Genomic DNA, 18,244 nt, shown 5'->3' on the forward strand with positions numbered 1-18,244 from the left:
GATTTATTCGGTCAGTAGTGTTCGTAGTGCCTTCGCGCCACCAGAGCTATTCGGAGACCTGCACTTTGCGTTCCAGTAATAGCACTCCTCTAAACTCATTCGAGCAACTCCACGAGCAAGATCTCTCATTCGATCAACCCTCCGCAGTGGCTTAATTCCAATAAAACCCAAAGAAAGCCTGACGCCAATTTCCTCGGGCAGTAGGAGAGTTGCTGATCCAGTACTCGTAACTTGCTCAGGCTTGATATCCGCTTCTCGAAGACTCTCATCGATAAGCTGGAGAATACTCCTTAGACGTGACCCGGATAACCTGCTTACCTTTACCCCAACCCAGTTGTCCCATGTCCACTCTTCGGAGCCGTTGGTCTCTCTATTGATTATTTGTTCGAGCGGGAGGGTTTTTGATGAGAGCTGCCGACGGCGTTCCAGCCGTCGTTTCCGTGCATCAGCCTGCTCGGTCGGAAGTAGCTCGTAGAGTGTAATCGTCGCCTTGTTCCCTGTCTCATCACGCACGAGCGCAAATGTGGGACGACCACCATAGACGCTACTTCCTAGAGCGAATGACTCGCCTTGTTCCTCGTCTCGTTGGATACTCATGAGTCGTCACCTTCGATGTTCGTCGGTCCGCCGGCCTGCGCTCTGACAGTGATGTTTGTCCCGTCGAGTTCCTCACCAAGTTGTGCGAGTACGTCGTCTTCGTCGCCGTCGATGGCCTCCGGTTCGTCCATCTCGAACTTAAAGCTCAGCTTGATCTTCTGACTTCCACCTGCCCGGTCACTGAATCCCTCTGGGCTCTGAGTAAGTGTCGTGAATGCGTCGACAGGCCCAGTAAAGTTGGCGTTGAATGTAGCTTCGCCGTTGCCCATCTCTGCACGGCTCTTGTAGTCGAGATCCACGATAATGGATTCATTTCGGGACTTGACGGGCGATCGTTGCGCAACGAAGGATCCGTGCTTGAACGGCTGATCACCTTCGATTTGGACGATGAGTGAGTCGATTCCCGCCGTCGCATCACCGCCAGCTTGGGAGACGGCGTGCCCCCGAATTTCGCTGAAAGCCCGCTTCGCGCTCATCGACCCGGTGGATTTGTTCCACGTTCCACCGGGACCCGTTTTGCATTCCTCGCAGAGGACAGGCTCGTCGGCTTTCGTCTTGCCTTCGACCTCTTCTCCGCAGTCGTCACACTCGGCGGGTTTGTTCCGACATTCCTCACAGAGCTTGTGGGTGCTCTGGGGTGGGAGGTCCTTACCGCAGTTCGCACATTCCGTCAGCTCTGGCGGACGAATCTCGTCGGCGTGCTGATCGAGGAGGTCCTCGATACTATCGAAGAGCTCGTACTCGTCGCCGATCTTGACCTGCGAATCCGTAATCGAGGTCGTGACGTCCGGCGACTCCGGGAGCGGCGCGTCGTGTTGCCAATTATCTGGCTGGGACTGGGCGTTCCAGTAGGCTGTCCCCGTCTCGCTATCCCAGTAGGCGTACTCGTGGTCCGAGACCATTCGGGCGATGGTCTTTCGCAGCGGTTTCGTACTTAAGAGGAAGGGCAGCCCCGGCTTCCGGGCGAACTGTGCTTCCAGGTCCGCTGTCGTCATCCGGCGCTTCTGGCTCTGCCACAGCTTCTGCTCGAACCAGACCTTTCCTTTGGGTTGGTCGTCGTCCCGGATGATCCGGTTCATGTCCTCGAGCGTGGTTCGGACCGCGTCGACGAGCTTTGTCCCGCCACCGGCGTCGACGGACGTGATGGTCACGTGCGTTAGCCCGTCGTCCTCGACATAGAACAGGTGTCGATAGACGTTCCGAACGCTCTCACCGAGGAGCCCGCGTGCTTCGTCCTCCCTGTCCCGGAGTTCTTGAAGCTGTTCGTCGGAGAGGTCTGCAGTCTGCTGAGAGTCGTCTCGGAGGTCTTCGATAGCTTCGAGCCGCGTCGCCTGGTCGACCGCATTCTCGAGAAGTTCCGCATCCGGGGCGAGGAACAAGACGTAGTTCTTGTGCGAACGACTCTGGATGGTTCCTCCGTGTTTTGCGGCGGTTTTCTCGTACAGCTCCTGGATTTTGTCGGGGACCTTGGTTTCCTGCCCACGCTCCGTTTGTACGGGCGCGGTGAGCATGTGCATAATCGAGAGCGTAGGTGTGGAGCCGTCATCTGCCACGTCCGCTGGCTCCTCGGGGAACATCTCGACGTTGAATCCTCCACTCCCGACCTCGCGATCCAGTCGAGCTTCGAACCGGCTTCGAGCCTGCTCTTCGGAGGTGTTCTGGATCCGCTGGTCGATGATTCGAATCAGGTTTGGCTCGGCTTTGAACCGGATCTGATCCTCGTCGTAGAGGTAGTAGCAGGCGACATTCATGTCGTCGCCGCCGAGGTTCTTCAGCGCGTTATCGTAGTGGTCGAAGGAGACGCCAGGATGGGCGACAGCCTCGTTGAGCCCTCGTCGAGCGATTCCTGACGCCTGCTCACCGAACGCGAGACTATTCCAGAGCACCGTCGTCGTGATGTGGGATCCGAGCGCGGGGATGCCCTTCTCCGTCCACTTCTGGTCCTCGAGTTGGGCGTGTGCGGTCCCGTCCCGAGTATAGATGTCCGCAGTCACCGCCGCACTCAGATCGACGAACTCGAACAGGGATTCGTTGAGTGTCGCCCGAATACTCCCGTCCGGAGCATCGTCTGCCGGCGTGAGATCGTAGAGACGGAGGAAGTGACGGTCATACTCCTCGGGCTGGTGATTCCACAGATAGTGAATCGCTCGTCCGAGCAGTTTCAGTGCTCCACGAGTCCGCTGGAAGTCCGGGATCGTGTCGATCTTCTCTGTCAGTGTTTCGAGAACAGTGGGATGGAATGGGTATTCCCGTTCGAGTTTCGAGCGGTAACTGTCCTCGCTAGCCTCCTGCGGGAACTGACGGGGGGCTTCGTCGTAGAAGTGGAAGTACTGCTCGGCCACCGTAGCTGCCACATCTGTATCGATTTCGTCGAACAGTCGATGCTGGAGAACAGCCCCGACTTCCGTCTCGCCGGTCGGAGTGATCACCTTCTGTTGGCGCTGGACGACAGCATCCAGTTCATCGACCAGGCCACGGACCTCTTCGGCCTCCTCCTTGAACGCCGAGTCCGCGATACTGTAAATGACGGTGAGTGAGTCAGCTTGGGCGGCTGTCTCCAGTAGCGACTTTATGAAGGAGACGGTCTGACTGGCTAGGGTAGCCCCACCGACCTCGAGCGTCGACGCGTCCTCGAGATACTCCGCGATCTCGTCAATAAGGACCACGGAGGGCTGGTCACTCTGTTCCAGGAGATCCTTCAGCGTGTTCTGACCAGGGGCCTGCCGGTCCCGGTCGTAGTCCTCGATCTCCCGATAGCCGTCCAGCCCGAACAGCTGGTAGGCAATCTCGCCCCACATCGTGTTCGTATCTGGGGCGTCCGGGTCAGTCCGACTACTTCGGGCGCTGCGGGCGTCGACGTGCCCGCCGACGAAGACAGCTGAATTTGCTTCGAGCCCATCGGAAACAGCGTCCAGATACTCAGTCGCCAGCTCGTCCTTATCGACGAACTTTGAGAGATTTCCAATCTCAGTCGGGTTGTTTGCGAGATGATACGAGGCTATGAGGTCGTGAGTTTTCCCGCCGCCGAAGGTCGTATCGAGACAGAGAATACTGCTCTTGTAGCCGTGCGTCTCCCGGTCTGCGGCAGCCAGGAACCGACCGGATAGGTTGCTCAACAGTGTGGTCAACCCCTCTGTCGGATATGTGGTATCGAAAAATTCCGCAGCGTCACGATACACAGGGGCGGCTTCACCGGGCTCGTGGGCGACGGTCGCGAGGTTTGCAGCGAATTGCTCCTCCTCCAACGTCCCGTCGATAACGTCGGAGCGAGGCTGGCAGGCCTCGAAAAGCGAAGTCACCTCCTCCTTTTGAGTACTCATCGTATGACAAGACGTGGTTTTCACACCACCTTAAAAGTTCGAACCTGTGTGACCAGTATCTGGCAGCAACTCATCACCGGGATTGATGACAATTTATCAAACACTCTTAATCAGAACGGGTTTTCGTGGGAGGTATTAGGTTCTGCTAAGTCTATCTGGCTGGACTCAGGTAAGCGACCTTGAGGCCGATATCGCTCCGTATCAAAGGAACTCCTGAGGCAGGGAGGGGCCTAAGGCGGAGCTAGTACGACGGGGTGCATACAGTATCCGGCTATAAAATCAGCTAACGGTTTCTGCACTTACCTGATGATGTTGTTGGGCGCTGACATCGATCACGTGGATAGAGAGGAATCGATCATCTGGTCCTCCATCCGGCCGGCGATAGATGCGTGAATACGGGGTATCGTTCATTTCATCCTCCAATTCGAAGTCTCCCTCGAGTTCATCCAACCTCTCATCTATCTTCTCCCACACCCTTCGGATGTCGATTTCTTGGAAATCATCTGACTCAAAGAAGATAATGATGGAATTGAATGTCTCACCCTGGTCGTATGTCGCCAGCTGTTCGAGAGGTTTCTCGAGATTCGATTTCACGCCAGAATTGCTCTTATTCCAGTACTTACACTCGCCAATGTAGATGACTTCCCCTTCATCATTCCGCAGGCGAATATCCGAGGGTCCTCGTCCGGTTTCTGCCTCACGAGTGAGATTACCGTCGATTCGTTGATCCAGTCCAACAGTGATGACACTCCGATACCCTTCCTCGTCAAGTTCGCTAAGATCACCAGCAGTCAATCCAAGCCCTTCGCCGGCTTCGTCGATCATCTCCACCAGCCGACTGAAACTATCGTAATCAAATTCGCCATCCACCAAGTCGGCAGTACTGGTCTCCGTACCCACATCGTCGAAGAGAGCATTTAACGACCCTCTGAAGCCCTCGGCTGTCTCACCCGAGTCGAGCTGGTCTTGGATGAAACCCTCGATGCCCCTGAAGGAGCTCTGCCTTACTATACCTAGTAGCGAGTCTGATGCTGTGTTGTCCGATGCAAAACTGATACCTGCCAAGAGTCCAGCGGCGGTCAGGTATCTCCTGCTTCTCGGAAGGTCCTCGTCAGTAGCTTGGTCATACAACATCTGAAAAATTGCATCCACCTCTTCGATAGAGTCGGCCTTGATGTTCGAGAAATCAAGGGAGTGGTCTTCAGATTCGAGTCGTAGATTCTTGCTTTCAGATACTGTTTGGTGAGACGCGAAGTAGAGGCGATAGTGTTCAGTACCGACAATTGCACGGAGAATATCATCCGCGAAATCCTGACTGATAACTCCTTCATCGTTATGCTTCGCGAATACCACGTCTCCGTTGTCGGTTTCTCCTTCGAATTTCTGTATATTGGACTCGGACAGCTCGACCCTTGAGTTGTGCTCTGTGTACGCTGTTTCATTACCGACAAGGTTCCGGTAGATGCGGCTAGCTGTCAGCCATCCGTGCTTGAATTGGATGACATCCCGTTCGAATTTTGAAACATCTTCGCTCCGTGTAAGTCCGAACCACCCACCTTCAAAATTGTATTCCAGCATATGGGGTTCGCCTTCGAGTGATTTCTCGATCAAGAACGAGTTCGAATGCGCATTGAGCGATAGGGAACTGTCTTCGACCATGGCCAAACATCGATCTCGTGCAAAAGAGTATCTAACAGTGTATCTGTCGTCGTAGAGCGGATTTCCGTTGATGTATACCTCCCGTTCAGGAATCTCCCGAAGCACATCGTCTGAGAGGACCCCAAAAATCTGCATGAACGTTGTCGACTCCGTATAGTAGTCAGCGTCCACAGCTGATTCGCCGCCATCAGCGGATGGCTCTAATGCAAACATGCTGATGACACTATCTTTGTCGACACGATCTCCACTGATCAGTTCGTTTGAATCCTTAACCCACCCCTCACTAGCGTGGTAGTGTGCCACGAGTACTTCGGAGTCCGTACTGTGGAATAACAACCCCTTCTCGGTCTTTTGTACTGGATGTAGCTGCTTTGACAGAGATGTGATATTCTCTTTAATTATCTCCTCGTTTCCATCCTCTGCCCAAGATTGCTGATAGACCCTTGAGAGTTCGAAGTTAGTTGTCAACTCATCCTCTGAATCTAATCTATTTGTAAAGGTTCTTTTCAGCTCCTCTATGAAGCCAGATTGAACCTGAACATCTGTCACCACCTCCCCCAGTTCTGGTGACTCGTTTTCGGAAAGCGTCTCTAAATCGACAACGAAACTTGGCATTAACCCTGGTATTCTACCTAACTACAATTATATATTGTGACAGCGTTTAGACTCCGGGATTCGAACGTTTTGGGGCGTCACCACAAAGGGGATCTCTGAGGTCAAACACCTCCTATGACAGCAAATCCAGTGGATAAACTCGATGATCTAGCGGATCAGGTCGCTGAGGAATTTGAGGCGCACAGGCAGCCAGATGAATTCAAAGACGTATCGCTTGTTATCGACAATAACGATCCAGACCGGCCAACGCTGATCGTACACGTCGATAAAGAGAACGCCGATACGCTGGCCGATGAAATCGAGGACTTCCTGCAAGAACGGGGTGCTCGAACTCAGCGCGAAAGACACTCGGACACAGATGTCCGGGTGCTAGCGACCGTCGACTAAATCCTCTGGCCTCTCTGATTTATTTTGGCTACTCTCGGTAAGGCACTTCTAAGCTGTCAGTCTCGCCAAGAGTGAAGTGAGACCGATATCTTGGTAGGGAGTGTTCGATGGATTCAACGCTTCTCACCGGCCCGAAACACGCCCGATTGGAACGACGGGCATTTCAGCGGGCTGATGACATTGCCACCGACTCGCTGGGGAGTATTCTCTACATAACGCGGAACGACGCTCGCCGGAGTATGGTCGAGGACAGCTGGGCCGTTTCACACGAACCTCTCCGTCTTCGTGCCGAGACGCTCGACGCGGTCGTTCGGGAGTGGTACGAGCATCTCCACGGTCCGGTTCAACCCCTATCCGGGCAGCTGAACCGCCGGCTGGCGGAGTACGCACTCGACAGAACGACAGCCGAGACAGATGGTGCTCTCGCCGGCGAACCGTCCTCTGCCGCTCTCGCAGATTCGTTCAGTAGCCGCTTCTCGCTCTTCGACGACGCCGGCGTCGGTACCGCTGACGCGCTCGTAGCGGAGTTCGAGGGCTCAGCCCTCGATGACCGTATCGCGACAGCTACTGTCGACGCGTACCGACAGTACCGGGATCTCCACGGCGACTACGTCGACGAGTGGGTCTGTACCCGGGGAGAAATGTTCGACGCCGTTGCGACGGCGGAGCAGTCACTATCGGCGCTCTCCCCGGAACTGGATGTCGTCGTTCTCTCCGGGTATCACGAGTTCCGTCCCGTCGAACGCCGCCTCATCGAACGCCTCGCCGACGAACTTCCGATAATCGCACTTCTGCCACTCCACCAGGGTGGCCGGAGCGGAGTCGACGCCGTTGCGGAGGACGCCTTGGAGGTCTACGAAGAACTTGACTTTGAGACAGTAGAACTCGAGCCCGTCGACGAGTCAGGGCGGGCCTTTGGAACGATCACCGAGTCGCTCTACCGCCCGGATCCCGACACCGTCCCTGCTCCAGACACTCTGCGATGGCGTGAACTCCCGACGCCCGAGCGCGAGATCCGCTTCGTTGCTCGCGAGCTCCGAGCCGAGTTGGCCAGTGGTCGCGATCCTGACGACCTGGCTGTCGTCGTCCCGGGGACTGAGGCCTATTCGGGGTACGTCGAGGACACGTTCGATACGTTCGACATCCCGCACGTCACGACCGCCGCCTCACAGTTGAACCGGACGTTCACCGGGAGCGTTGTACACGATCTCCTGAACCTCGCCGAACCCGAGCCCCGTGCTGAGGATCTCACGTCCCTGTTAGCGAATCCACTGGTCGACGTCGTTGACACCGACCAAGCCAACGCCGTCACGGCAGCTGCACGCCGGCGTGACACGGTTTCTGTGTCACCCCTGCTCGATGACGTCGACGACGACTCGGCGGCGCTGATCGAGGAACTACTGGCCACGCTAGAGACGCTCCGAACAGGCGACGTCGAGGACGCAACCGAAACGCTCCGTCGACTGTTGGACGACCGGTTCGACCTAGAGGCGGCGACAGAGGACTACGCCAGCGGTGCCGAGCAAGCCGTCGAACAGCGAGCCTACGACCTCGTGGACGAGGTCCTCGCCTCGTTCGAGTCGCTGGCGGCGGTCAATAGCGACCTTTCCCCGTTGGCACTGTTCACCCGTGCGTTCGATGGCGTGCCGATCCGGGTTCCCCAGCGCGCTGCTGGCGGCCACGTTGAGGTGATGGGGCTGCTCGACGCCCGTATGCGCTCGTTCGAGAAAGTGTTCCTCGTGGGCCTGACGAGCGAGCACTTCCCGGTAACGCCGGAACGCCCCGCCTTCTTCGAGGAGATGACCGACGCCCATCCGCGGTTCGACACTGGCGACGAGCGCCTCCGGGGGCGCTATCTCTTCGCGACGCTGCTCGCGAATGTCGACGAACTTACGATCACCACACCAGAGACGGGCGACGACGAATCCGCCGTCGTCCGGTCGCCAGTCCTCGACGAACTCCAGCGCGTGACCGGCATCGAACCCGAAGACGGCGTCGACGACCGCGTGGGCTCTCGCGAAGATCTCCAGCGCCACGTCGCTGCAACGGCCGACCGGCGTGCGGCAGTCAGCCACGCCGGCGACCGAGGTGACCTCTCTCCCGAGCAGACCAAGCGCACGGATCGGGGACTCCACTGTGCGGGCAACAGGGGAACGGCTGGCCTCTCTGAACACGACGGCGTGTTAGAACCCGAGACAGTCGCTGAGGTATACCCTCCGTCGGAGCGGGAACCCTACAGCGCGAGTCGAATCGAGCGATACGTCGAGTGTGGGTTCAAGTTCTACGCTGACGAAATGCTCGGAATCGAGGATCCCGATGATGCCGAAGTCGTCCCCACCCCCCTCGAAACCGGGTCGTACGTTCACGATGTCCTCGAACGGTTTTTCGTGGATCTGCAGGACGAGACCGAGGATGGTGTCGATCTCACAGACTTCGACCGGGACGACCTGGCGACGCACCTTCGCGAGATCGCCGTTGACGAACTCCGGGATGCTGACTTCGAGTACGACGGCCTGTTCTACGAACGGTGGAAGGCGGAGCTGTTCGCGGGTCTGGGTGACGGCGTGAGCGCTCCGTACGAGACTGGGAGCAAACCCCACGACGCACCGGAACAGGGGTTGTTCGCTAAGTTCCTCGACAACGAGCTCTCGCGGGACGGCGCCGGCCGCCCACACCTGTTCGAAGCCCCGTTCGGCGAGGGACTTTCCGACTCGGATGCTGGGCCGTTCACAGTTGAGCGACCGGACGGCTCGACTGTCTCGATTCGGGGTTACATCGACCGGGTCGACGTGAGTCGGGACGGCGAGCAACCGACGCTCACGCTCTACGACTACAAGACTGGGCGGGCACCGTATATGACGAAGACGACCGGTGGCACGAAGTTCCAGCTCCCTATCTATCTGCTCGCTGCGGCCAACGTCGTCGACGGTGATCTGTTCGAGCAGGGATCGCTTTCAGCGACGTACTATCAGGTGCGACCCCCCAACGACCTCAAGGTTCCACGCGGGGTCGAGTCGAAGTTCGATTCAGAGGTCGAACTCCGCCGGTTCCTGAACGATGTCGTCCCGGAATGGTTGGGCCAGATCGACGAGGCGATCGGCAACGGACGGTTCCACACGACGCTTCTGTCGGCCAGCGGAGCGAACTGCCGATACTGTGACTACCGTCGGGCGTGCGATGTCCGCCACCACCGCAAGCGGGAGTTCGTCGACAAGATCCACGAGGACGACACCGCGTACGTTCCGCTCCGTGTTCGCGACGAGGAGGACATCGAGGCGGTGATGAGCGATGACTGAGGACCCCGAGGAGATTCAGCTCACGGAGGAACAGGAGGACGCGCTCGTCCAGGGCCGGAACGTCGCGATCACTGCCGGCGCCGGGACGGGGAAGACGACGACGCTCACCGAGCGGTACGTGACGATTCTGGCCGAGAACCCGTCACTCACGCCGGAGAACATCGTCACGATCACCTTCACGCGAAAGGCTGCTGCCGAACTGACCGAGCGCGTTCGGGAGGAGGTGTACGACCGGCTGGAGACTGTCGATTCACCAGAGGCCTACCACCGCTGGCGAAACGTCCTCGACGATCTGGAGGACGGCTATGTCCACACCATTCACGCGTTCTGTACCCGGCTCCTTCGAGAACGGGCCGTCGAGGCTCCGGTCCCGCTCGGCTTCGACGTGCTCGACGAAGACGGCGCCGCGACACTCCAACGCGAAGTCGTGACGGAGTTTCTCGAACGCAACCAGGACGATGATGACGTCGCACTCCTGGCTCAGCTTTGGGGTCGCGACCAGCTGGTCGATGTACTCACTGGACTACTCGATGAGCGCCCACAGAGCGAGGCGGTCCTCGAGGAGTGGCGTGATGCGGAGGTCGACGACTATGTCGATATCTGCTGGGAGGTCGTTTGTGATCTCGACGTCGCCGACGCCCGACAGACGCTGTATGCGAACGGACTCCTTGAGCAGCTACGCACGGTCGCGAACCGCGTCGACCGCGAGGACACTCTCGCCGACGAGGACGGCCTTCGAGCCTACCGGACCTTCACCGAGGTCGCGACGACACTCTCGGACGACCAGGAGGAAAGCGATCCTCGCAACTGTCAGCGGGCAATCCTCGAGCTCTACGAGGCCTGTGAGAAGAAGAACGGCGGCCTCTACAGCAGTTCGGGGTACGTCATCGGTGACCGGGACGATTGGGGTGAGTACGGTGACGTCTATGACGACCTGAAAGACACCATCGACACGGTCATCGATGCCGTCGAACCGCACGCGGATGCGGTCGAGACCACACCCGGTGAGCTCGAAGCGAACAGCGCTCACTACGCGCTGGCTCTGATGCGGGTTTTCGACGACGTCCTCGCAACCTACACCGACGAGAAGGACCGCCGGGATACTCTCGACTTTCCCGACGTAATCGAGACGACCCTTGAGTTCCTGCGAGCCAACGATGCCGTCACGGAGCGGCTTCGAGAACAGTTTGCGGCCGTGATGGTCGACGAGTTCCAGGACACGGACCCGCGCCAGTGGGAGTTGATTAAGCTCCTCACGGGCGTTGACGAGCAGGCGGCGTCGAACGTCTTCCTGGTCGGCGACGAGAAACAGAGCATCTACGGATTCCGTGGGGCCGACGTGACGACGTTCGGGGATGCGCGCAGAGAGCTCCAGACCGTCAACGAGGCTCGTGGGGTTGACGACGTTCCCGACAGCGATGCCGAGAGTCCGACCGCGCTCGAACTCTCCGGGAACTTCCGGACGCTGGACGAGCCGCTGTCGTTCCTGAACGAGCTCTTCGAGTACCTATTCCAGCCGGAGGGTGACAGCCACGAACCCTACGAAGCGCCACCGCAGGAGTTGACCACACAACGCGACCGTATCGAGGACATCGAGGGTCTGACCGGGAGCGTTGAGTATCTCGCTGTGCCCGACGACGCCGATACGGCAGCGGAGCTCTTCGGCGACGACCATCCGGTCGCCGAAGGTGCGCTCGACCACACTATCGAGGCCGAGGCGCAAGCGCTCGCTGCTCGACTGACCCACTTGTTCGACGATCCGCCGCAAGTCCAAGACCCCGATACAGGTGTCCATCGTGACGCTACTCCCGACGACACGGCAATCCTCCTCCGCCGGCGAACCCATCTGGATCGGTATCAGCGTGCCCTCGAGGAGTACGACATCCCCTACACTGTCGTCGGTGGCGTCGGATTCTACGATACGCCTGAGGTCCAGGCGCTCACGAACCTCCTTCGAGTACTCGGTGACCCACAGGACGACGTCTCCCTCTACGGGGTGCTTCGGTCGCCGCTGTTCGGATTCGCGGATGATCGCCTCGCACCGGCTGTCGCAGAGGCCGATTCAGTATGGGACGCACTCGCCGAGACGGACGATCCACAGCTCGCGGACGCGTTCGATCTCCTTACGACGTGGCGGACCCTCAGCGGCTGTGCGACGCCGTCCGAAGATGGCGTCCTCCCGTGGAACCGCCTGCTGTCCCGAGTGATCGACGACACGGGGTATCTGGCGAGTGTGAGTGCTGACGAACGCGGTCGACAGGCCGTCGCGAACGTCGAGAAGTTCCGCGACCAGGTCCGTACTTGGAGCGAGAACGGTGTTCACACAGCTGCTGGGTTGCTCCACCGGATCGACCGCCAAGCCGAGATCGACCCTCGTGAGGGGGAGGCAGATATTCCCGGTGACGCCGAGGGCGTCCGGATTATGACGATCCATTCAGCGAAGGGACTCGAGTTCCCGATCGTCACCGTCCCCGATCTCGGGAGTGACCTCAACTTCGGTCGCTCCGTCGACGACCATGGGTACGTTCGACTCGTGGACGGAACTGATGACGCGCCGCCGATGCCGGCAGTCGGCGGGCCGAATCCGGGCGATGCGTTCTCCATCGAGAAGACGGCCGTCCACGAGTACGCCGACCGACGGTCGCGTCCACAGGAGCGGGCGGAGTCGAAACGCCTCCTCTACGTAGCGTGTACACGAACGCGCGATCACCTTCTTCTCTGCGGCACGCACGACATCGATGTCGACGAGTCTGGTACAATCGAACTCGGCGAGCCTGCAGCCTTCGACGACGCAGACCGGTGGCGCGACTGGTTACAGCCAGCCCTCCTCGACGGAACACTCGTCGCCGAGGCGGTTCGTGACGGACAGGCTCGTGGTGAGATAGATGGAGCCAGCTATACTGTTCGCAGGCCGCCGCGCCCAGTAGACTGGTACACCGACGACGACGCTGTCGATTCAGCGCCGGAGATATCGATTCCCTCACCGCCGTCGTTAGCGCCGGCGAAACGGATCGCGGCTACGACCCTCGTGAATGCGGTGGCGGATGCGTCTCCAGACGGTCACAGTTACTCTCAGCGTGAGGAGTCGGCCGGCCTGAGTCCAACGACGTTTGGGACGGTCGTCCACCGGGTCAACGAACTTCGTCCACCGAGAGACGAGTGGACCACCCTGATCCGTCGTTTGAGTCAGATGGCTGGTGAGGAGCCGACAGAATCGGACCTCCATGATGCTGTCAACCACGCAGCTGATGCAGTCGAATTCGTTGATCACATCGAGTCTGATACTCAGCCTCAGGAGGTTTACGACGAGTACTCTGTTGTCGCTCGAATCGGTGAGTCGCGGATTGTCGGTGATATCGACCGGCTGCTCGTCACGCCAGACGCATTCCACATAATCGACTACAAGACCAACGAGCTCTCAGCTAAGACCTCGGATGAGCTCGCGGAACACTATCGACCGCAGATGCTCGCGTACGCTCTCGCTCTCCTCCAACATGACCGGAATCGTGACGTACGAGCTTCACTCCGGTTTACTGACGAGGGGATAGAGGAGCGGTTCCATTGGGTGTCGGATCAGATGACGGAGATGGAATCTGAACTACGGTCAATGGTGGATTTGGTGGATTAAGCCTCTGTTTTTGCCAACTCACCCACCTTGCGATAGGTCAGGACAAGCTCTTGGTAGCAGCCTTCGAAAAACGAATAGAACGAACGAAACGAACGCAACGAGAGTATTTCGAGTAATGAATGAATTTACTGGAACGAGCCGAACCGACGCTGGAACATAGTATTCGGTGAACGAAACGAGCTAAACGAGAGAAACGAACAATATGATGAAAATGAACGAAACCCCATCAACGAGTGGAACGAACAGTTGGTTTTAACATCGTAGTAATCCTCTCACCGAGTGAAACACCCTCACCGAACGCACCGAACTAAACGACCAAAACGAACGAAACGAACATAACGAGAGTAACGAAGATAATGGCCGACACCAATACCGCACGAATCACGGTGGCGAATCAGAAGGGAGGCGCGGGGAAAACAACGGACGTCATTCATACTGGCGGCGCACTTTCCGCCCGAGGCCACGACGTCCTCCTGGTCGATATTGATTATCACGGCGGGCTTACCTGCTCGCTCGGCTACAACGATCTGTACTACGATACCGACCGTACGACGCTGTTCGACGTCCTCGACTTCGACCAGATGGAGTCGGTGAACGACATCATCGTCGAGCACGAGGAATTCGACATTCTTCCCGCCAGCGAGAAACTCGCGAACAACAAGAACATCCAGACGCTGCTTGAGGCGCCGAAGAGTCGCGAGCGGTTGGAGATGACTCTCGACGAACTCGAGAAGGACTACGACTACATCATCGTCGACACGCCGCCATCACTGAACGTCCTCACCGACAACGCCCTCGTCGCGACCGGCAACGTCGTCATCCCCGTCATTCCCGAGAAGCTCAACGCCAACAGCCTCCAGATTTTCGCAAAGCAGCTGAGTTCCCTCGAACAGGCGTACGGAGACATCAATCGGCTCGCGATTGTCTGTAACCGCGTCGAGCAGAACGCCGAGCACCGCGACACCATCGAGGAGATCAAGTCGGCGTACTCCCTCCCAGTGTTCGAGATCCCGAAGCGGACCGACCTCTCTCAGTCGATTGGCGAGGGTGTGTCCGTCTTCGGCTTCGGCAAGGAGAACCAGCGCGTCGAGGATGCACGCGACCTGTTCAACGAGATCGCCGACCTGTTCGATGAGACGTTTGAGAAGACCGCACCTGAGGAGGTGGAAGCATGACCGACGGTTGGGGCGATGCATCCGGCATCGAGGGCAACTACGAAGAGGAGGACGACGAGGCTGATTCCAGCGAAACGAGTGGGGTGAGTGAAACGGTGGAAACCAGTTCATCGACCGAAACGACCGAATCGACTTCAACGAAGGAAACGAACGAAACGAGCAAAACGAAGACGAACATCAAGGACGAGTGGAACGGGCGAACGATCTACATTCCCGACGATGTCCTCGACGAGATGGAGGACACCTACCTCGAGTCCCAGTTGAAGCTCCGCAAGGCGGGCCGGAACGAGTTCAAGAAGAACCGCCACTTCTACCCGCTACTCGTCCAGTTCGGTATTAAGGCGCTCTCTGAGGCGGATGCCGAAGAAATCCAGACTCGGCTTTCGGAACTCGGCGACGAATGACCTCACGCAGAACACACCCTCGGAGGATAGAACTGATGCATGCCTTATTTTCTACTAAATGAGTATAAACCGATAGGGGCAGTCGAGCGTGCGCATTCGTTCTCGTTTTTGCCAAAACTGATTTCGAGGCCGAAATCGGGCAACTTCGCGGCACTGAAGCGGATGCGAACCGTTACGATAGCGTTCGACGAGTCAATCCCGCTGCAGTCGTCGAGTACCGAATCGGTGTCGATCCCTGATCTTGAGGATCCCGAGCGGCGGCGACACAGTCAGTTCTTTTGCCCCGCTGTACATCGTCGTCGAGTCAGCCCGACTGGGAGTCTCGATCTTGACGCGGATGGAGCTGCTTGCCGTGTCGACGTCGCCAGCGGCTCTACCCCCCACCCACGTCGGTCTGGCATTCGACGCCGTATTCAAAAGAAAAGGAGAACATCGAAGCTGCGCTTGACGATCGGTTCGGCGAAGAAGACGAGTATGAGTAATCTGAGGCAATCACAATCGAGTGCAGTAGCACGTTCGATGGTCGTGGATTTATTAGTTCACAAGGAGACACCTCCGACGTGTCCGAACTGTTGGACCTCTCGTTCGACCCCTACGCCGCTATAGCCGTCGGTGGCACCGTCGTGCTTGCCGTTGGATTGGTCACCGTTGATCCGGCGCTACTCGTCTCGGGGCTGGGGCTCTGTATCTTCGGTGCACGCGGCGCGCTCTCGGATTTCTCACTTCATCCGGCCACCATAGTCGCGCTCGCAGTCGTAGTCTACCTCGTAGTTGCGTACCGAGAAACCATCCCTCAGGGAGTGTTGATAGCCGGGACGGTCTTCTTTACCGGGATCAGCCTCGCCGTTCTGGTCCTGAAACGGCATTCTTGATATCGAAGCGTGGAATCGGTACTCCGAGCAAGTCTTACTTACGGCGTCATTTTCTCCTCTCACTGCCGTAGACTGGCCAAATCTACACGGCGTCATGCCGGATTTGGACGGAACGATTGTGCGTGGCGAGCAAAACGACAGCTACAGTAGAGAACCCTTTACTATCCTTCAGTACAGATCGTTGTTTAGAGATTGTTGGTAGATTCCACCGCTACTACCGACCATAATCCCAATCTCCGTCTGGCCACTGTACAGGACTCCATCATGAATCGTTGCACCGGCATCGTGAATGATATCCCATCCACCCAATTCCTTGGACCTAACGGCTCCTCCACTTCCAGCGATAACCGTTCGGTGGTCGTTGCTCAGTACCGCATTGTGAGTACTACCCCCAAATCTCCGATTTGACCACTTGTATCCGTCGAATTTCGACATATACCCACCACCGCATGCAACGACTACACCTTGGGAAGACAGTGCGGTAATATCGTTCGGGGTCCCTCCCACAGAGAGTGATTCTAGTTCCGACCAAGACGCCGCAGCATCGGTTGTTCGGTATACGTCTCCATTTGTGTCACAGAAGAACCCTACTCTACCCGTAGCGAAATTGATACCCGTGATTGCAGACCCAGTGGCAGGAACGCTCGGGTCCTGCCATTCCATAGTTCCGGACTTCCTTCTTCCAATCAGAATCTGGCCCGATCCACTACCGAGAATAACGAGATCGGATGCAGAATCACCCATTACTTCCATAGCGGTCCAACTATTCGTGATGTTCGATGGCGCAGTGTGATCAGTCAAAGACTCATCGGCGGTATTGTATACCCCGAGGGTGCCGCTACTGCCTCCGAACCAAACATTCTGTAGATCGGTAGTACTAGCGGCGACATTCTGGGTATTGCCACCCCCGGATGGCCCTGAAGATACAATCGTTGTCCAAGTACCTCTATCTCGGAGAAGCACCTTCCCACCACCGCCTACTGCAATCGGTCCCCGATTGGATTTCGATATCCCATATAGAGTATTTGAGGTTGGGACCTCTGGAGAGAACCAGGTCGTCTCCGCGATCTCTTCCGGGGCCACAGGACTCCCGTCCTTACGGATAGCTAACTCCTCACCAATTCCGGAAGTGAATGAGATATCTTCCATTCTACCGGAGTATTCATACGAATCTTCATCGTTGTTCTTAGTCTCAAGGCTTCCAGAGATTGTCGCACTATTGCTACTGCTGGATACGGTGTCACCCGGGTCAGCCAAGTGGGTCTTAGTCGCGGTTCCGGAGATATTGATATCATACGACACAGAGGATTCAGAATGATTCTGAATCCTGATGTTCAGCGCGTTATCAGTATATGAACCTCTCTCAAGTACTGTTCCATCCTCCGAGGTTGTGCGCAGAATGAGGCCCGGAATTTTGTATAGCGATATACGATATACATTTTCCTGTAGTGCGGGATTCCGGCGCTAAGAGACTCCAGACCCTCGAATTCTTCCGATTGGTCGAATACAGCAAGTGGTCCTGATTATGCTCGTAATCACGACCACTTTGAAGTGCCCCGCCGCCGTCGGTGAAGCACGAATGCTGCAACCCCCTCACAACGGCGCTTCCCCCGGGGTAGAGCCGACAAGACCGGGCTCCGAGTTTGCTCTGACTCTCCTCAGCCGAGGTCGAGGCGATGGCGAAGAAGCGCATTCGATATAGGACTAATGACCTCAATCTATATTAAGACACAGTCCGAAGGGTGTTGTATGACCGAAGACGAATCGAACTCCGAGGGCCTGATGGAACGCCAGACCACGGGTGAAGACCGCGTGCGGATGGTTGCTCGGCAGCTGTCGGAGCCACAGACAGCCAACTGGATCGCCTCCGAAGCGGGCTGGTCACACGAACCAACTAAGCGCGTCCTCGAGCGACTCGTCGACGACGGCGTCCTCCACCGTGACGAAAGCGGTACTCACACGACGTATTACCCTGATTATCGCCGCCAAGCGATGCAGGAGGCGATGCGCCTTCGAGACAGCGGACACACTGTCGAGGAGCTTACGGACCGGCTCGCCGATATGAAGACCCAGATCCGCGACTGGGAGGACGAATTCGGCGTCGAGTTACCGAACCAGCTTCGCGGAACGCTCGCTGACGAGTCCCTTGACGGTGACGAGGAAGACCGTCGCCGTGAGATTGCCCGCGAGTGGGAGCACCTTCAGCGTCGTATCCAGATCGTTGGCTTTGCCATCCGCGAATGGGACTTCCTCGCTCCGACGACAGAGTCTGCCGAGGCCAGCAGCTAACG

Annotated in this window: 11 protein-coding genes; 7 read left to right on the forward strand and 4 right to left on the reverse strand. The window is 57.6% G+C overall.

Annotation, left to right across the window (positions count from 1 at the left end):
- Positions 1 to 3: 3 nt before the first annotated feature.
- The 3 genes from NDI86_RS20060 to NDI86_RS20070 all read right to left on the reverse strand — a co-directional run bounded on the left by NDI86_RS20060 (position 4) and on the right by NDI86_RS20070 (position 6,191).
- Positions 4 to 513: a DUF7680 family protein gene (locus tag NDI86_RS20060; RefSeq protein WP_310902067.1), complete on the reverse strand. Its 510-nt coding sequence runs from the start codon at positions 511 to 513 to the stop codon at positions 4 to 6.
- Between the two features lie 80 nt (positions 514 to 593).
- Positions 594 to 3,917: an ATP-binding protein gene (locus NDI86_RS20065; protein ID WP_310902068.1), complete on the reverse strand. Its 3,324-nt coding sequence runs from the start codon at positions 3,915 to 3,917 to the stop codon at positions 594 to 596.
- Positions 3,918 to 4,196: 279 nt separating this feature from the next.
- Complete coding sequence (locus NDI86_RS20070) at positions 4,197 to 6,191, reverse strand: hypothetical protein (protein ID WP_310902069.1); 1,995 nt, start codon at positions 6,189 to 6,191, stop codon at positions 4,197 to 4,199.
- 114 nt (positions 6,192 to 6,305) lie between these two features.
- Here NDI86_RS20070 and NDI86_RS20075 point away from each other — a divergent pair, with 114 nt between their 5' ends.
- The 6 genes from NDI86_RS20075 (at position 6,306) to NDI86_RS20100 (ending at position 15,953) form a co-directional block, all read left to right on the forward strand.
- Positions 6,306 to 6,578: a hypothetical protein gene (locus NDI86_RS20075; protein WP_310902070.1), complete on the forward strand. Its 273-nt coding sequence runs from the start codon at positions 6,306 to 6,308 to the stop codon at positions 6,576 to 6,578.
- A gap of 239 nt (positions 6,579 to 6,817) precedes the next feature.
- Complete coding sequence (locus NDI86_RS20080) at positions 6,818 to 9,874, forward strand: PD-(D/E)XK nuclease family protein (RefSeq protein WP_310902071.1); 3,057 nt, start codon at positions 6,818 to 6,820, stop codon at positions 9,872 to 9,874.
- On the forward strand, positions 9,867 to 13,502 hold the full coding sequence (locus NDI86_RS20085; protein WP_310902072.1) for a UvrD-helicase domain-containing protein: 3,636 nt from the start codon (positions 9,867 to 9,869) through the stop codon (positions 13,500 to 13,502). Before NDI86_RS20080 ends, NDI86_RS20085 begins: the two co-directional genes overlap by 8 nt.
- A gap of 356 nt (positions 13,503 to 13,858) precedes the next feature.
- Positions 13,859 to 14,677: a ParA family protein gene (locus NDI86_RS20090; RefSeq protein WP_310902073.1), complete on the forward strand. Its 819-nt coding sequence runs from the start codon at positions 13,859 to 13,861 to the stop codon at positions 14,675 to 14,677.
- Positions 14,674 to 15,081, forward strand: a complete 408-nt coding sequence (locus NDI86_RS20095; protein WP_310902074.1) for a DUF8160 family protein — start codon at positions 14,674 to 14,676, stop codon at positions 15,079 to 15,081. Before NDI86_RS20090 ends, NDI86_RS20095 begins: the two co-directional genes overlap by 4 nt.
- Before the next feature lie 560 nt (positions 15,082 to 15,641).
- Positions 15,642 to 15,953, forward strand: coding sequence for a hypothetical protein (locus tag NDI86_RS20100; RefSeq protein WP_310902075.1), 312 nt, complete (start codon positions 15,642 to 15,644; stop codon positions 15,951 to 15,953).
- A 168-nt stretch (positions 15,954 to 16,121) separates the two neighbouring features.
- Here NDI86_RS20100 and NDI86_RS20105 read toward each other — a convergent pair whose 3' ends face one another.
- A complete protein-coding gene (locus NDI86_RS20105) occupies positions 16,122 to 17,210 on the reverse strand; it encodes a WD40/YVTN/BNR-like repeat-containing protein (protein WP_310902076.1) in 1,089 nt (362 codons plus the stop codon).
- Between the two features lie 450 nt (positions 17,211 to 17,660).
- Between NDI86_RS20105 and NDI86_RS20110 the strand changes: the two genes are divergently transcribed.
- A complete protein-coding gene (locus NDI86_RS20110; RefSeq protein ID WP_142980819.1) occupies positions 17,661 to 18,242 on the forward strand; it encodes a DUF7342 family protein in 582 nt (193 codons plus the stop codon).
- Positions 18,243 to 18,244: the final 2 nt, after the last annotated feature.

Origin of the sequence: Haloarcula onubensis (assembly GCF_031624605.1) — an archaeon.
Lineage (GTDB): Archaea > Halobacteriota > Halobacteria > Halobacteriales > Haloarculaceae > Haloarcula > Haloarcula onubensis.

What these genes read in the sequence shown, in the direction of transcription:
- NDI86_RS20065 (WP_310902068.1), bottom strand. Translation starts at nt 3,917, where the DNA reads ATGAGTACTCAAAAGGAGGAGGTGACTTCGCTTTTCGAGGCCTGCCAG.
- NDI86_RS20070 (WP_310902069.1), bottom strand. Translation starts at nt 6,191, where the DNA reads ATGCCAAGTTTCGTTGTCGATTTAGAGACGCTTTCCGAAAACGAGTCA.
- NDI86_RS20075 (WP_310902070.1), top strand. Translation starts at nt 6,306, where the DNA reads ATGACAGCAAATCCAGTGGATAAACTCGATGATCTAGCGGATCAGGTC.
- NDI86_RS20080 (WP_310902071.1), top strand. Translation starts at nt 6,818, where the DNA reads ATGGTCGAGGACAGCTGGGCCGTTTCACACGAACCTCTCCGTCTTCGT.
- NDI86_RS20085 (WP_310902072.1), top strand. Translation starts at nt 9,867, where the DNA reads ATGACTGAGGACCCCGAGGAGATTCAGCTCACGGAGGAACAGGAGGAC.
- NDI86_RS20090 (WP_310902073.1), top strand. Translation starts at nt 13,859, where the DNA reads ATGGCCGACACCAATACCGCACGAATCACGGTGGCGAATCAGAAGGGA.
- NDI86_RS20095 (WP_310902074.1), top strand. Translation starts at nt 14,674, where the DNA reads ATGACCGACGGTTGGGGCGATGCATCCGGCATCGAGGGCAACTACGAA.
- NDI86_RS20110 (WP_142980819.1), top strand. Translation starts at nt 17,661, where the DNA reads ATGACCTCAATCTATATTAAGACACAGTCCGAAGGGTGTTGTATGACC.